This is a genomic window from Sulfitobacter sp. W074, assembly GCF_025142275.1.
In the GTDB taxonomy this organism is placed as follows: Bacteria; Pseudomonadota; Alphaproteobacteria; order Rhodobacterales; family Rhodobacteraceae; genus Sulfitobacter; species Sulfitobacter profundi.
Genome location: NZ_CP081130.1, coordinates 1,399,593 through 1,415,294, shown reverse-complemented (window position 1 = coordinate 1,415,294; position 15,702 = coordinate 1,399,593). Strand labels below are relative to the sequence as shown.

Annotated in this window: 15 protein-coding genes; 9 read left to right on the top strand and 6 right to left on the bottom strand. The window is 62.6% G+C overall.

The window, feature by feature from the left end:
* Positions 1-73 precede the first annotated feature (73 nt).
* Together K3762_RS07010 and K3762_RS07005 are read left to right on the top strand one after the other, a co-directional pair.
* Positions 74-529, top strand: coding sequence for an Lrp/AsnC family transcriptional regulator (locus K3762_RS07010; RefSeq protein WP_067626139.1), 456 nt, complete (start codon positions 74-76; stop codon positions 527-529).
* 18 nt (positions 530-547) lie between these two features.
* Positions 548-2,461 (top strand): monovalent cation:proton antiporter-2 (CPA2) family protein, encoded by a 1,914-nt coding sequence (locus K3762_RS07005; RefSeq protein WP_260012565.1) that lies wholly within the window; start codon positions 548-550, stop codon positions 2,459-2,461.
* A gap of 44 nt (positions 2,462-2,505) precedes the next feature.
* On the opposite strand, the gene cobT is transcribed toward K3762_RS07005, so the two are convergent.
* A complete protein-coding gene (cobT, locus tag K3762_RS07000) occupies positions 2,506-3,519 on the bottom strand; it encodes a nicotinate-nucleotide--dimethylbenzimidazole phosphoribosyltransferase (RefSeq protein WP_132446088.1) in 1,014 nt (337 codons plus the stop codon).
* Between the two features lie 79 nt (positions 3,520-3,598).
* Here cobT and cobS point away from each other — a divergent pair, with 79 nt between their 5' ends.
* The gene (gene cobS, locus K3762_RS06995) at positions 3,599-4,405 is read left to right on the top strand and encodes an adenosylcobinamide-GDP ribazoletransferase (RefSeq protein WP_132446090.1); all 807 of its coding nucleotides are present in this window, start codon (positions 3,599-3,601) and stop codon (positions 4,403-4,405) included.
* A 52-nt stretch (positions 4,406-4,457) separates the two neighbouring features.
* On the opposite strand, the gene K3762_RS06990 is transcribed toward cobS, so the two are convergent.
* The 5 genes from K3762_RS06990 to K3762_RS06970 form a co-directional block, all read right to left on the bottom strand.
* Positions 4,458-4,970 carry a CarD family transcriptional regulator gene (locus tag K3762_RS06990; RefSeq protein ID WP_007120274.1) on the bottom strand — a complete coding sequence of 171 codons (513 nt, stop codon included), beginning with the start codon at positions 4,968-4,970 and terminating at the stop codon, positions 4,458-4,460.
* A 314-nt stretch (positions 4,971-5,284) separates the two neighbouring features.
* The gene (gene fdxA, locus K3762_RS06985; RefSeq protein ID WP_067262482.1) at positions 5,285-5,620 is read right to left on the bottom strand and encodes a ferredoxin FdxA; all 336 of its coding nucleotides are present in this window, start codon (positions 5,618-5,620) and stop codon (positions 5,285-5,287) included.
* 52 nt (positions 5,621-5,672) lie between these two features.
* Positions 5,673-6,056, bottom strand: a complete 384-nt coding sequence (locus K3762_RS06980; protein WP_260012561.1) for an RNA-binding S4 domain-containing protein — start codon at positions 6,054-6,056, stop codon at positions 5,673-5,675.
* On the bottom strand, positions 6,057-9,041 hold the full coding sequence (locus K3762_RS06975) for a helicase-related protein (RefSeq protein WP_240791649.1): 2,985 nt from the start codon (positions 9,039-9,041) through the stop codon (positions 6,057-6,059).
* A gap of 15 nt (positions 9,042-9,056) precedes the next feature.
* Positions 9,057-9,614 (bottom strand): hypothetical protein, encoded by a 558-nt coding sequence (locus tag K3762_RS06970; protein WP_120350698.1) that lies wholly within the window; start codon positions 9,612-9,614, stop codon positions 9,057-9,059.
* Positions 9,615-9,688: 74 nt separating this feature from the next.
* Between K3762_RS06970 and K3762_RS06965 the strand changes: the two genes are divergently transcribed.
* From K3762_RS06965 to K3762_RS06940, 6 genes are read left to right on the top strand one after another with little or no spacing between them, the layout of a single operon-like run.
* A complete protein-coding gene (locus K3762_RS06965; RefSeq protein ID WP_067262473.1) occupies positions 9,689-9,979 on the top strand; it encodes an SCP2 sterol-binding domain-containing protein in 291 nt (96 codons plus the stop codon).
* On the top strand, positions 9,979-10,926 hold the full coding sequence (locus K3762_RS06960; RefSeq protein WP_132446094.1) for an alpha/beta fold hydrolase: 948 nt from the start codon (positions 9,979-9,981) through the stop codon (positions 10,924-10,926). Before K3762_RS06965 ends, K3762_RS06960 begins: the two co-directional genes overlap by 1 nt.
* 57 nt (positions 10,927-10,983) lie before the next feature.
* Positions 10,984-11,988, top strand: a complete 1,005-nt coding sequence (locus tag K3762_RS06955) for a ligase-associated DNA damage response exonuclease (RefSeq protein WP_260012552.1) — start codon at positions 10,984-10,986, stop codon at positions 11,986-11,988.
* Positions 11,985-13,583: an ATP-dependent DNA ligase gene (locus tag K3762_RS06950; protein ID WP_260012550.1), complete on the top strand. Its 1,599-nt coding sequence runs from the start codon at positions 11,985-11,987 to the stop codon at positions 13,581-13,583. Before K3762_RS06955 ends, K3762_RS06950 begins: the two co-directional genes overlap by 4 nt.
* 56 nt (positions 13,584-13,639) lie before the next feature.
* Positions 13,640-15,460: a M3 family oligoendopeptidase gene (locus K3762_RS06945; RefSeq protein ID WP_260012547.1), complete on the top strand. Its 1,821-nt coding sequence runs from the start codon at positions 13,640-13,642 to the stop codon at positions 15,458-15,460.
* Positions 15,460-15,702, top strand: a complete 243-nt coding sequence (locus K3762_RS06940) for a hypothetical protein (protein ID WP_240791650.1) — start codon at positions 15,460-15,462, stop codon at positions 15,700-15,702. Before K3762_RS06945 ends, K3762_RS06940 begins: the two co-directional genes overlap by 1 nt.

The following is a 15,702-nucleotide window of genomic DNA, read 5'->3' as shown; positions in this document are numbered from 1 at the left end:
TTCGCGGCATGGTTCTGGCAATTTTCGCGCAGGCGGCGCATAGTACCCGTAAACCATGCGGGAAATGCGCATCATGTTGGATGAAACAGATCGGCGGCTGCTGACGGCACTGCAAAAAAACGCCCACCTCACGGCGCAGGAACTGGGCCAAGAGCTCAACCTATCCTCCAGCCAAGCCGGGCGCAGGCGGCAGCGGTTGGAGGCAGAGGGCTATATTCGCGGCTATCATGCGCGGCTCGATCCGGTGCGGATGGGGCTTAATGTGCAGGGCTTCGTGCAGGTGCATCTGGGCACCCACGGGCCAGAGCATTCGGCCAGCTTTGCGCGGCTTATGGCCACCCGTCCCGAGATTGTGAGCGTTTGGACGATGACGGGGGATGCGGACTATCTCTTGAGAGTCTATTGTGACGATCTGCCGAGCCTGAACAGGCTCATTCACGACGTTCTTCTGCCCCATCAGGCCGTTAGCCGGGTGCATAGCCAGATTGTCATGGACCAACTGAAACAGGACGGGCCGCTGCCCACCTGACATTGAGAGAGGACCGCAATGGAAGGTTTCCTGTTCCAAGCCTCCGTCTATCTGGCTGCCGCCGTGATCGCCGTGCCGATTGCCGCGCGATTGGGGCTTGGGTCGGTGCTGGGCAACCTCGCGGCGGGCATTCTGATCGGCCCGGTGCTGGGCCTCGTCGGGTCCGAGACGAAGGACGTGCAGCATTTCGCAGAATTCGGCGTGGTGATGATGCTGTTCCTCATCGGGTTGGAACTGGAGCCCCGTGCGCTCTGGGACATGCGGCATCGGCTTTTGGGCTTGGGCGGTCTGCAGGTGCTGCTGTCGACAGCGGCGCTGATGGCCATCGCCATGGCCTATGACCAGCCGTGGCGCGTGGCGCTGGCGATTGGTCTGACACTCGCGCTTTCTTCCACGGCGATCGTGTTGCAGACCCTTTCGGAAAAGGGATTGATGCGAACACAGGGGGGCAGATCCGTCTTCTCGGTGCTGTTGACCCAAGATATCGCGGTGATCCCCATCCTCGCCTTCCTGCCGCTGCTGGCCACGGGGCTTGCCGGGGGGATCCTGCCCAACGGGGCGATTTCACTTGATCCCCAAGAGGTCGAGAACGCGCATCTGAGCGCGGAGGCCAGCCACGGCAATGACGCCGCCCATGCCGCCCAGACCTTTGTTCAAAGCCTGCCCGGCTGGGGCGTGACGCTGGTAACCATTGGGGCCGTAGCGGCGATCATCCTCGTCGGCATCTACCTGACCCGGCCCGTGTTCCGCTATATCCACCTTGCCAAACTGCGCGAGATGTACACGGCGCTGGCGCTGCTGATCGTGGTGGGGATTTCCTCGCTGATGACGGTGGTCGGGCTCTCACCCGCGCTTGGTGCCTTCCTCGCCGGTGTGGTCTTGGCCAGCAGCGAATTCCGCCACGAGCTAGAGACCGACCTTGAGCCCTTCAAAGGGCTGCTCTTGGGGCTGTTTTTCATCACCGTCGGCGCGGGCATCAACTTTGTCCTGCTGTTCGAAAAACCGCTAATCCTGATCTGCATGGCGCTTTTGGTCATCATCGTCAAAGCGCTGATCCTCATGGTGCTGGGCCGCCTGTTCCGTCTGAAAGGACGCGATGGCTGGCTGTTTACGCTGGCACTCGCGCAGGCCGGGGAGTTTGGCTTTGTGCTGGTCAGCTTCTCCCTCGCCACCGGTGTCATGCCCGACCCGATTGGCGAGACGCTCTTGCTGGTGGTGGCGCTGACCATGCTGATCACGCCGCTGCTGTTTATCCTGCACGACCTGATCAGCCGACGCCTTGACGACAGCGCCCCCGTCATCGCCGATGAGATCGACAGCAGCGGTCCGGTGATCATCGCGGGCGTGGGGCGTTTTGGGCAGATGGTGAACCGGATGGTACAGGCCAGCGGCTTTCAAACCGTCGTGTTGGACCACAACCCCGAGACCATCGCCGTCATGCGGCGCTTTGGCTTCAAAGGTTTTTTGGGTGATCCGACGCGGCCCGACATCCTGCGCAAGGCGGGTTTGCAAGAGGCCAGCGTGCTGGTGGTGGCGCTTGATGACCCGAAATCGGCGGTCTCTCTGATCTCCTACGCGCGCAAGGAGAACCCGCATGTGCATATCGTCAGCCGCGCGCGCGACCGCGAAGAGGTCTATCGCCACTATCAGGCCGGGTCGAATGACATCGTGCGCGAGATGTTCGACAGCTCCCTCAGGGCCGGGCGATATGTGTTGGAAAACATGGGGCTTTCGGATTTCGAAGCGAACGAGGCGCAAAAGCTATTCTATGCCCATGACCGGGATTCGGTCCGCGAATTGGCGGCCCTCTGGCGCCCAGATGTGCCCCCTTCGCAGAACGCCGCCTATGTCGCCCGGGCGAAAGAATTGCAGAAAGACTTGGAAACGGCCTTTCTCAATCTGGGTGAAAGCAAGGGCAAGGAAAGCGCCTGAACCGGGCAGCTAGCCCCCTTTCCGGGGGGCTGCCCGGCACCGCGCTATGCGTCGCTCACGCCCGCTTCGGCAAAGGTGGCCATGCTCGCGTGACAGGCAAGGGCGGTCTTGAGGATGCCGATCGCCAAGCCTGCGCCAGAGCCTTCGCCGAGCCGCAGGTTCAACTCCAGCAGCGGCTCCTTGTCCATCGCGCCCAGCAGACGCCGGTGGCCGCTTTCGGCGCTGAGGTGGCCCGCGACGCAGTGATCCAGCGCGCCCGGTGTGGTGCGTGCAAGGCCAAGCGCGGCGGCACAGCAGATGAAACCATCAAGGATCACCGGAATGCGCAGCTGCCGCGCCCGCGCCATGGCCCCGGCCATCGCGGCCAGTTCGCGGCCACCAAGGCGGCGCAGGCTCTCCAACCCGTCACCCTTGTCCGCGTGCAGGGCAACGCCCTCGGCCACGACGTCGGTTTTCTGCGACAGGCCCGCATCATCCACCCCGGTGCCCCGCCCGGTCCAGAATTCGGCCCCGCCGCCCAAGATCGCGCTGGCAAGGGCAGCGGCAGAGGTGGTGTTGGCGATGCCCATTTCGCCCACGACCAAAAGATCGGCCTCGGAGTTCACCGCCTCCCAACCTGCGCGCAGCGCTTCGAGGAATTCATCCTCGTCCATCGCGGGCTCAACGGTGAAATCCTTGGTCGGCTTGTCCAATGACAGCGGGACCACATCAAGGCTCGCCCCATTCACCCGCGCGATTTGGTTGATCGCCGCCCCCCCGTGCTGAAAGTTCGCCACCATCTGCGCGGTCACCTCTGCCGGAAAGGCCGAAACACCCCGCGCGGCAACCCCGTGGTTGCCCGCAAAAACGATGATCTGAGGCGCTGCAATCTCGGCCCGGGCACCGCTGCGCCAGCCTCGGTACCAGATCGCCAGTTCCTCTAACCGGCCTAGCGCCCCGGGAGGTTTCGTGAGGATGCTATCATGGGCGCGCGCCTCTTCCATCGCGGCGCTGTCGCAGGCGGGCATCGCGCGCAGAAGGCTGCGAAATTCGGAAAGACTGGCGAAAGACGTGTTCATATGCGGCCCTTTGCGGATTGATATTCAATCGTTTCTAGCCTTAGCCTGTCGGCGCTGAAAGTGCCGAAGGGGCGAAATAATGGCCATTCCCGACATCACCACCCTAAGGCACGCCTTTCGCGCTCGCGACATCGCGGTGGCCTTTGCCCTGCTGACCCGCCTGCCCCTGCCGCATTTCCACTTCCCGACCGAGCCGCAGCGCCCCCCGGCCCGCAGCGCCTGGGCCTATCCGCTGGTAGGCATTGTGCTGGCGCTGATCGCGGGGGCCGTGGGGCTGGCGTTAACGCGGATGGGGGCAACCCCGCCGCTGACAGCGGCTTTCGTGCTGCTTGCGTTGGTGATGCTGAGCGGGGCGATGCATGAAGACGGCCTCGCTGATTGCGCCGATGGGTTCTGGGGCGCTTGGACGGCAGAGAAACGGCTGCGCATCATGAAAGACAGCGTGATCGGCACCTACGGCGTGGTGGCGCTGGTGCTGTCGCTTTTGCTCCGGTGGTATCTGATCAGCGAACTGATCACGGATGAGGCGCTGATCTGGGCGCTGGTCATCGCCTCTTGCGGGTCACGCGCCGCGATGGTCTGGGTGATGGACAGCCTGCCGACGGTGCGCCGCGACGGGCTGTCAAACCGCACCGGCCGCCCCGGCGAATTGGCGACGGCGGTGGCAGTGCTGATCGGGGTGGTGGTGATCGTGGTGGCGCCGGACTATTCAGCATGGCGCTTGGCGCTTTTGGGGCTGCTCGGGGCGCTAGTGGTGCGGCAGATCGCCAAACGCAAGATCGGCGGGCAGACCGGCGATGTGCTGGGCGCGACTCAACAGGTGACAGAGATTGCCCTGCTAACAGGCTGTCAGATGATGGCCTACGGCTGGCAGGCCATCCCCTAACGAAAAAACCGCGCCCCTAGGGGACGCGGCATGATCTCAACCTGCGGCGCTCTTAAGCGGCGACGCGGCTTTCCAGCACATCGCCCACCTGCTTCGCGGCGGCGAGTTCGTCGCCCCCCGAAACGGCGGCCACTTCGCGGGTCAGACGCTCAAGGGCGGCTTCGTAAAGCTGACGCTCGGAATAGCTCTGCTCGCGCTGGTCGTCGGTGCGGTGCAGGTCGCGCACCACCTCGGCAATGGCGATCAGATCGCCGGAGTTGATCTTTTGCTCATACTCCTGCGCGCGGCGGGACCACATGGCGCGCTTGACCTTGGCCTTGCCCTTGAGGGTCTTCATCGCGTGGTTGATCACGTCGGGCGTGGACAGCGCGCGCATGCCAATTTCGGTAGCCTTATGGGTCGGCACCCGAAGGGTCATCTTGTCTTTCTCAAAGGAAATCACGAACAGCTCCAGCGCAATGCCGGCAACTTCCTGCTCCTCAATCGAGACGATCTGCCCCACGCCATGCGCAGGGTAGACGACGAATTCATTGGGGCGGAAATCAAGCTTTTTCGATTTGGTCATATAGGTCGCTCCTTGGCGCGCGGGGGAAGCCCCGCCATTAACTCAGACACCTGAACAGCACGTAAAACGCATGCGAAGCGCAGCCTGAGCGGCCTGCGATCGGGTGCGTTTAATTTAGAAATGTGAGGTCAACCTTGGCAGCAGGGTCGAAACATTATCAGGCTCGTGTGTTACAGCTTGAAGACATCATAGCACAGAATCACGCCGTCCGAAAGCTACACCAAGTCCTACTTGGCGGTTTCCCGGTCATTCCAGCGGTTTAACCCGAAATCTTGAGGTCACAAAGCGGCAACAAAGCGCGAATCGGTTGGGCCTCAGCCGCCCTCGCCCGGCTTTTCCGAGAAGAGCTCCATCTTGCCCTCTTTGCCGTCCATCTCCTCTGCCTCGGGCAGCGGGTCTTTCTTGGTGATGATGACGGGCCAAAGCTCGGAATACTTGCGGTTAAACTCAACCCACTTTTCCATGTCCGGCTCGGTGTCCGGGCGGATCGCATCGGCGGGGCACTCAGGCTCGCAGACGCCGCAGTCGATGCATTCATCGGGGTGGATCACCAGCATGTTCTCGCCTTCATAGAAGCAATCCACCGGACATACTTCGACGCAGTCGGTGTATTTGCAGGCGATGCAGGCGTCATTCACGATATAGGTCATGCGGGAAACTCTGGCTGGGTATGTGAGGGACTAGCTAAACCGGGGCGCGGGATCATTCAAGGTGGCGTGCCTTAGAAAGATCAAGCTGCCTGCGGTCGCGCTTGGTCGGGCGGCCCTTTCCCTCAGAACCGGGATTTTCGGGCTGTCTGTCCTTTGGTTTTGGCTGCGGTGGGGACAGATCGGTATAAAGCGACTGCGCCTCAGGGGCCGGACCCCGCCGCTGGCCTATTGCCTCGATCCGGATGACACGAACGTGATCACCCTGGCTGAAGGTCAGCACATCACCGGGGCCAACATTGCTGGCGCGTTTCTGGGTGGGGGTGCCATTGATCCGGACCGCGCCGCCCGCCACCTGAGCGGCAGCGAGCGAGCGGGTTTTGAAAAAGCGGGCGTGCCACAGCCATTTGTCCAGCCGCAGTTTCGCGCCCGCCTCCACTTACTTGTCGTCCTTCAGCCCCATAAGTGCTGCGGCAAAGGGGTTATCAGGGTCAATCTGCTTTTCCTTGCGCGGCGGACGCGCAGAGAAGTTTTGCGATTTGCCGCCCTTGTCACCACCGGGCTTGCGCCCCTTGCCCTTGGCGGGCTTGCCACGCGGCTTGCCCTGCCCCTGAGGACGGTCCCCCCCGCGGCGGTTGCCACCGGCATTGCCGCGCGGGCTGCGCGCCCAAGTGAAGATATAATAGGTCTCCAACTCCGGCCCGGCGACATCGGCGTCAGGTGCGGTGCCCTGCGGAATTTCTTCGGCCGGTACTTCAGGGATGTTGGTATCGACCTCGGGGTCTTCCGCCGCCACATCGGCCATAGGCGCAATGCCATCGTCGGGCATCTGGGCCACGTCCGCCGGGCGGTCGTCGGGGTTGGTCTCATCCGATGGGGTTTCGATGATACCGCCTGCGGGCTCCTCGGCGGCGACATCCATGATTGGCTTGTCTGCCGCGTCATCGCCGGGCAGATCGCTGTCGAGCTTTTCGGGCACGTTGGTATCGGCAGAGGGGTCCATTGCATCATGGCTGCCATCTTTCGGCATCACGACATCAACGGGTTTCACCTTGGTCCGCTCGTCTTTTTCCGCCTTGTACCCCAAGCCCTCCATCAGGTCGGCAAATTGCTCAAGGGTCATGCCGGTGATCGACAGCATGTCAGGCTTGGCTTCGAACCCACCACGGGAATCTTCGGCGCGCAGCATGTCGGCCAAACGCTCCAGCATGTCGATGCGGATCGCGCGTTTGCCTGCATTGCGGTAGCCCGACATGGTGTCGGCCCCTTCGGGCGCGCCGGTTTCGACCGGAATGGTCACCAGACCGGGAGGGGGCGATTCCGGGAACTCGTTCAGGCCCTTGCTGAGCGACCATAGCACCAAGCGCAGACGTGTCGGCGCAGGCTTGAGCATCAGCGGCATAAAGATAGTGAACTGGCCAAAGCGGATGCCATGTTTACGCAAAGCACCGCGGGCGTCTTGATCCAGCGCTTTCACGTCCTCGGCCACTTGGGCGCGCGGCAGAATGCCGAAATTCTCAACCAGTTGGAAGGCAAAGCCACGGGCCAAGCCGGTCAGCGTCTCATCCTTGCTCAGCCCCAGCAGCGGCTCGAACAATGCGGCAACCTTGCGGTCGATGAAGTGCTGCAAACGGCGCTTCACCTTCTCCGCCACTTCGGGACCGGCGATATCATCGACGAAAACCTCGACCTGCGGCTTCAGCGCGTCGCTGCCAGCGGTCAGTTTACCAACCGCAGCGCTGCCCCACATCAGGCCGCCCTGTTCGGTGAAATCAATCTCGGTATCGGGTGCGTTGTAGAACCGGTCGGCACGCAGATGGAACTGCGGAGCCAAGGCCTGCAATGCGGCGGTTTTCACCGTCTTGTCCTCGGCCGCGCCCGCGCCCTTGTCCACCCGAAAGCGGAACCCGTCCAGCTTGCCTACAAATTCACCTTCAACGGTGACTTCACCGGTCTCGTTTACATCGGCCACCATGGCTTCCTTCTGTCCAAGCCGGCGCAGCAATACGGATGTGCGCCGATCTACAAATCTTTGCGTCAAACGCTCATGCAGAGCGTCCGACAAGCGGTCTTCTACGACACGCGTCGTGTCGCGCCAATGGCTTTCGTCCTTTGTCCAGCCTTTGCGCTGCGCAACGTAGGTCCATGTGCGAATAAACGCGAGTCGTTTGGACAACGCATCAATGTCGCCATCGGTTCGATCAATTCTCTTGATTTGTCGCCCAAGCCAATCGTCGGGGATATATCCGCGCTGGTGCAGGTCGTTAAAAATGGTCTCCAAAAGCCCCGCATGTTCCGCGTGGCTGATGCCGCGAAAGTCGGGAATACGGCAGACATCCCAAAGTAGCCGCACCGAAGCGCCGTCGGTGGCGCGGGCAAAAACTTCATCCACCTGCGCCAGCGCTTTCAAGGCCCGCAGATCATCGGATTCACGCGCCCGTACCAACCGCTCGTCCTCGGGGGGCAATTCCAGCGTCTGGATCAGCCGATCGATGCTGCCGAACTGCAGAGCGTGGTTGCGCCAGTTTACCTTGTTCTGCGGGGTAAAGTTGTGATCCATGATCGCGCGGGCCACGTGATCGTCCAGCGCAGGCGCATCGCCGGTGGTGCCGAAGGTGCCGGACTTAAACCCGCGCCCCGCCCGGCCCGCGATCTGCGCCAACTCATTCGGGGCCAGCGGCCGCATGCGACGCCCGTCGAATTTGGAAAGCGCCGAGAAGGCGACGTGATCAACGTCTAGGTTAAGCCCCATGCCGATGGCATCGGTGGCGACCAGATAGTCGACTTCTCCGTTCTGGTACATCTCTACCTGCGCATTGCGCGTGCGCGGGGAAAGTGCGCCCATCACCACGGCTGCACCGCCCTTTTGGCGGCGGATCAGCTCGGCGATGGCATATACATTCTCAACCGAAAATCCGACAATCGCGCTGCGCGGCTTCATCCGGCTTATCTTTTTCTGACCAGAATAGATCAATTCGCTCATCCGGTCACGGCGCATGAAATCAACGCCCGGCACCAGTGCGGCAATCGTCCCGCGCATGGTGTCGGCGCCCATGAACAGCGTCTCATGTAGGCCGCGCGCCCGCAGCAAGCGGTCGGTGAACACATGGCCGCGCTCGGGGTCGGCGCAGAGCTGGATCTCGTCAATGGCCACGAAATCCGCGCCCATCTCTTGCGGCATCGCCTCAACGGTGCAGACCCAGTATTGCGTGCGCGGCGGCACGATCCGCTCTTCGCCGGTGACCAAGGCCACGACCGAGGGCCCGCGCGCCTTGACGATCCGGTCATAAACCTCACGCGCCAGTAGCCGCAGCGGCAGGCCGATCACCCCGGTCCGGTGCGCCAGCATCCGCTCAATTGCATAGGTCGTCTTGCCGGTATTTGTCGGGCCGAGAACGGCCACGACGCGCTTGTTGCCTGCCACCTGTCTATCCTTGAATTAAAGCTCGCGCCCGATGCCGTCCCGGCGCAGACCCTCAAGGGCCGACCGGGCGTCTTCGTGATGCGGGTTGAGGGCGAGCACCTTACGGTAAAGCGCCGCGGCGCGGCCCAGATCTCCGAACTCCTGTATCATCACGGCAAGTCCGAAGATCGCGTTGTAGTTGTTGGGGTTCAGCGCCAGCGTCCGTTCCAGATCATCCAGCGCGGGACCATAGAGGTTGGCCGCATAATAGGCCTGCGCCCGCGTGTGGAACCCTTCGGCAAACTCGGGCGCGTGATCGGTCAGCGCAGTCAAATGCTCAATCGCCAACCGGCTGTCGCCATTTGCCATCGCTTCGCGCCCTCGCGACAGCAGCAAATCCATCGAGGCCGAGCCGGACCGCTGCCAATGCGCTTCGATCTCATGGGCGATTCTGGGGGCTTCGGCCGCCGGGGCCTCGCGCAGCTTTTGCATAAGCTCAGGCAGCGCCCCCTCGGCCACGGCCATGCCCGCAAGCAACACAAAGCCACCAACTGCCGCAACGGTATGTTTGAGGTTGACGGGTATGATGCGCATAACAAAACTGAATGTAACAGGCTGCCGCCGCAATTCCAGACGTAGCGGGGCCAAATGCCAAAAAAGGGCGAGCGATGAGCGATATTGTGAACGAAGCGGTTGTAGTGCTGAACGAAAAGCTGGCCGGCAGCGATTTTGACGGCACGGCCAAGTTCGACATCGAAGGCGAAGGCACCGTGATGATGGACGAAAACGGCGCCCGCGCTGCTGACGAAGAAGCGGATGTGACGCTCAGCGCCGACGCCGAAACCTTCCAGTCGATTCTCGAAGGCGACACCAACCCGACCTCCGCTTTCATGACCGGTAAGCTCAAGATCGACGGCGACATGGGCATGGCGATGAAGCTCGCTGCTGTGCTCGGCTGATGCGGCTGGACCCGGCCCCGCTTTTTACCGATATCGCCCCCGGCCCCGAGGGGGGCCAAGCCCATTGGGCCGAGACATCGGATGGCAAGCGGATCAGGCTGGGTCATTGGCCCTGCGCCGGGGCGCGCGGCACGGTGCTGCTGTTCCCCGGGCGTACCGAATATATTGAAAAATACGGGCTTTGCGCCGCCGACTTCGCGCGGCGCGGCCTTGCCACCATGGCGATTGACTGGCGCGGGCAGGGTCTGTCGGACCGGCTGCTGCCAGATACCCGCATCGGCCATGTGGATGTTTTCAGCGACTATCAAAAAGACGTTGCCGCCATGCTGCGCGCCGCGCGCAGCCTGAACCTGCCGCGGCCCTATTTCCTGCTGGCGCACTCCATGGGGGGCTGCATCGGGCTGCGCGCCGTGATGGAGGGGCTGCCGGTGCAGGCCGTCGCTTTCACGGGCCCGATGTGGGGCATCTATGTTGTCCCGCACCTGCGCGCCGTTGCTTGGTCCTTGGCGCAGTTCATGCCCCGGGTCGGACAGGGCCACCGCTTGCCGCCGGGCACCAAGATCGAAGCCTACCCCGCCATCGCCCCTTTCGACGACAACCTGCTGACCACCGACCCGCAGATGTACGACATGATGCGCGATCAACTGGCCGCCCATCCGGAACTGAGCCTTGGCGGCCCCAGCTTCGTCTGGCTGCGCGAGGCGCTGGCCGAGACGAAGCACCTCGCCGGGCGGTCCGCGCCCAACATTCCTTGCGTTACCTACCTTGGCAGCAACGAGCGTATCGTCGCCACCGACCGGGTGCACAGGCGCATGGCGCAGTGGAAAGGCGGGCGGCTAGAGATTGTTCCGGGCGGCGAGCATGAGGTGCTGTTGGAGAGGCCGGAGCTGCGCAAGCCGATCTTCGACGGGTTGGAAAAGCTCTATCTGGGCAATATCGCCGGTTAACCCGGTCCAGGCGTCATTTTTCTGTGCAATCGGCCCGCGCCGCCTAGATTGCTTGGAATGACACGTGAACATGTCCTTACCTTCACCGAAAACGGCATCTATTGCCCCGCTGGTGACTTTTACATCGACCCTTGGCGCCCCGTTGACCGGGCGTTGATCACCCATGGCCATGCCGACCATGCCCGCGACGGGATGGGCAGTTACCTTGCCACCCACGCTGCCCTGCCCGTCATGCGCCACCGCTTGGGCGAGATTGCCATTGAGGGCATCGCCTATGGCGAAACGCGCCAGATTGGCGGGGCGATGGTCTCTTTCCACCCGGCGGGCCATGTGTCCGGCAGCGCGCAGATCCGGGTCGAGGTCGCGGGCGAGGTCTGGGTCGCTTCGGGCGATTACAAGGTGATCGACGATGGCATGTCAGAGCCCTTTGAGCCGGTCCAGTGCCACCATTTCATTACCGAGAGCACCTTTGGCCTGCCGGTCTTTCGCTGGGCGCCGCAAGCCGAGGTGGCGGGCCAGATCAACGACTGGTGGGCGGGCTGCAAGGCCGCTGGTAAGATGGCTTTTCTGGGGGCCTATTCGCTGGGCAAGGCGCAGCGGCTCCTGTCGATGCTCGATCCCGCGATCGGACCGATCCTGACCCATACGGCGGTGGAAAATACCAATGCGGTGCTGCGCGCACAGGGCATCACCCTGCCCGAGACCACGCTTGTGACGCCCGAGTTGGTGCCAAAGGAGCATCCCGGCGCGTTGGTGCTGGCGCCGCCCTCGGCCTTGGGCAGCCAATGGGCGCGGCGCTTTGGACCGCAGGAGAGCGCCTTTGCCTCGGGCTGGATGGCGCTGCGCGGGGTGCGCAGACGGCGCGCGGGGGATCGTGGATTTGTCATCTCGGACCATGCGGATTGGCATGGGCTGCTTTGGGCCATCCGTGAGACTGGCGCGGAAAACATATACGTAACCCATGGTTACACCGATATCTTCACGCGTTACCTTAACGACGAGGGCTGGAACGCGCAGGTCGTCCCGACCCAGTTCGACAGCGATGGAGGCGACAGCGAATGAAAGACTTCGCCGCTCTTTTCAACGCCGTCGACCAGACCACCAAAACCACGGTAAAGGTCGCCGCTTTGGCCGAGTATTTCACCACCGCGGCCGAAGAGGACCGCCTTTGGACCGTGGCGCTTTTCTCAGGCCGCCGCCCGAAACGCGCCGTCACCACGACCAAGCTCCGCGAATGGGCCTCAGAGGCGTCCGGTGTGCCGCTGTGGCTGTTCGAAGACAGCTACGCCATCGTCGGCGATCTGGCCGAGACCATCGCGCTGGTCCTCCCCCCGGTAGAGAACGACGACACCGGCACGCTGACCTCGTGGATCAACGCCCTGCGCGGGCTGAAAGACGAAGACGACGCGGCGCGCAAGGCATTCGTCCTTTCGGCTTGGCAACAGCTTGGCGGCACCGAGCGGTTCCTGTTCAATAAGCTTATCACCGGCGGTTTTCGCATCGGCATCAGCCAAAAGCTGATGACCCGCGCCCTGTCCCGCGCCAGTGGCCGCCCCGAGCCGGAAATGGCGCACCGCCTGATGGGCAACTGGCACCCCGATGACGTGACATGGCACAGCCTGATTGAGGCCGAAGACGCCAGCGCCGACGCCTCGCGCCCCTACCCTTTCTACCTCGCCTATGCGCTGGAAGGCGGGCCAGACGCCTTGGGCGACCCGACCGACTGGCGCGCGGAATGGAAATGGGACGGCATCCGCGGCCAGCTTATCCTGCGCGATGGCGACTACTTCGTCTGGTCACGCGGCGAAGAACTGATGACCGACCGCTTCCCCGAACTCGCCCGCGCCGCCGATCACCTGCCGCCGGGCACGGTGCTCGACGGCGAGTTGCTGGTCTGGCAGCCGGGGGCCGAATTCCCTTCATCTTTCAACGCATTGCAGGCCCGCATCGGGCGCAAGACTGTGCCCAAAAAGCTGCTAAAGGAAGCGCCCGTGGTGCTGCACGCCTACGACCTGCTGGAATGGCAGGGCGAGGACATCCGCGACCGCCCCTTTGCCGAGCGCCGCGCGCTGTTGGAGCAGGCCGCAGCCGATCTGCCCGCCGACGCGCCCCTGCGCCTGTCGCCGCAGCACCAATTCACCGATTGGGCCGAGCTGGCCACCCTGCGCGACACCGCGCGAGAAGCGCAGGCCGAGGGGTTGATGCTGAAACGCGCCGACAGCCCCTACCTGTCGGGCCGCAAAAAGGGCGACTGGTGGAAATGGAAGCTGGACCCGCTGACCATCGACGCGGTGATGATCTATGCGCAATCGGGCTCGGGCCGCCGCGCGAACCTTTTTACCGATTTCACTTTTGCAGTCTGGAACGGCAATGATCTGGTGCCCTTCACCAAAGCCTACTCCGGCCTGACGGATGCCGAGTTCCGCCAGATCACCGCATGGGTGCGCAAGAACACACAGCAACGCTTTGGCCCCGTGCGGCAGGTGACCCCGCATCATGTATTCGAGATCGCCTTTGAAGGCATTCAACCCAGCCCGCGCCATAAATCCGGCGTCGCCCTGCGGTTTCCGCGCATGCTGCGCTGGCGCAAGGACAAGCCGCTGCAAGAGGCCAATACCCTCGACGATCTGAAAGAAATGCTGCGCATCTACGGATAGGTTGTTCCGGCCCGCCCGGAGGCATAGATGTGACGAAACGCAAATGAGGTACACCGATGTTTCAGCTTCCCTTCCCGCTTCACGATGCCAACGCCAGCGCCGGGGGCAAAAACCTCGGCGATCTGCCGGAATGGGATCTGAGCGACCTTTACACCGCCGAAGACGCGCCCGAACTGAAGCGCGACCTCGACTGGCTAGAGGACTCCTGCGCGCGTTTTGCCACTGATTACCAAGGCAATCTGGCCGCGCTCGACGCCAAAGGGCTGCTCGATTGTGTGCTGCGCAACGAAAAGATCAATCAGGTCGCGGGGCGCATCATGTCCTACGCGGGCCTGCGCTATTACCAGCAGACGACGGACTCAGGCCGGGCCAAGTTCATGTCCGACTGCCAAGAGAAAATCACCGATTACACCACGCCGCTGGTATTTTTCACGCTGGAACTGAACAAACTGCCCGACGATCACCTTGCCAAGCTCTTGGACGAAAACCCGGATCTGGCACGCTACAAACCCGTCTTCGACCGTATCCGCGCCATGAAGCCCTATCAACTGTCGGATGAAATGGAGAAATTTCTGCACGACCTCGGCGTGGTCGGCGATGCTTGGGAGCGGATGTTCGACGAGACAATCGCCGGGCTGGAATTCGAAGTCGACGGCGAGACGCTCAACATCGAAGGCACGCTGAACTTCTTGACCGACCCCGACCGCAACAAGCGCGAAGCGGGCGCGCGAGAACTGGCCGATGTGCTGGGCCGCAACATCCGCACCTTCGCCCGCGTCCATAACACGCAGGTGAAAGAGAAAGAGGTCATCGACCGCTGGCGCGGCATGGAGACACCGCAGACCGGGCGGCACCTCAGCAACCATGTCGAGCCCGAGGTGGTCGAAGCGCTGCGCAACGCCGTGGTCGAAGCCTATCCGAAGCTGAGCCACCGCTACTATGAGCTGAAGCGCAAGTGGCTCGGCCTTGATGTGATGCAGGTCTGGGACCGCAACGCGCCGCTGCCGATGGAAGACCCCAAGGTGGTCGACTGGGCGCAGGCCGAAGCGACCGTGATGGAAGCCTATACCGCCTTTGACCCGCGCATGGGCGAGTTGGCCAAGCCGTTCTTCACCAAGGGCTGGATCGACGCGGGTGTGAAACCGGGCAAAGCACCGGGCGCCTTCGCGCATCCCACCGTGACCGACGTGCATCCCTATGTGATGCTGAACTACCTCGGCAAACCGCGCGACGTGATGACGCTGGCGCATGAGTTGGGCCATGGCGTGCACCAAGTGCTGGCCGCCGATCAGGGCGAGATGCTGTCCTCGACCCCGCTGACACTGGCCGAGACCGCCTCCGTGTTTGGCGAGATGCTTACCTTCCGCAAGATGCTCGACAAGGCCAAGACACAGGCCGAGCGCAAGGTGCTGCTGGCGGGCAAGGTCGAGGACATGATCAACACGGTCGTGCGCCAGATCGCCTTTTATGATTTCGAGTGCAAATTGCACGAAGCGCGCCGCGGCGGGGAGCTTACGCCCGACGACATCAACGCGCTGTGGATGAGCGTTCAGGCCGAGAGCCTTGGGCCAGCATTCGAGTATATGGACGGCTATGAGACCTTCTGGGCCTATATCCCGCATTTCGTGCATTCGCCCTTCTACGTCTATGCCTATGCCTTTGGCGACGGGCTGGTGAACGCGCTCTACGCAGTCTACGCCGAGGGCGAGGAAGGCTTTGAAGAGAAGTATTTCGATATGTTGAAAGCAGGCGGCTCGAAACACCACAAGGAGCTTCTGGCCCCCTTCGGGCTTGATGCCTCTGACCCCGCCTTCTGGGACAAGGGACTGTCGATGATCTCTGACATGATCGACGAATTGGAAGCGATGGAGGACTGATGTCCCTCGCCGAGCGCATGAAGGACAGGTTCGCGCCGTTCTTTGCTTGGGTCCAAAGGCGGATCCCGCCCGGGTTCAGGTTTGCGCTCGGCCTGCTGCTGATCTGCGGCGGCATCCTTGGGTTCTTGCCGATCCTCGGCTTTTGGATGCTGCCGCTTGGTTTCATGGTGGCGGCGATGGATGTGCGGTTGTATCGGCGCTGGCGCTCTCTTCGGCGTCGGCGCCGGGCAATCCGCTCCTAA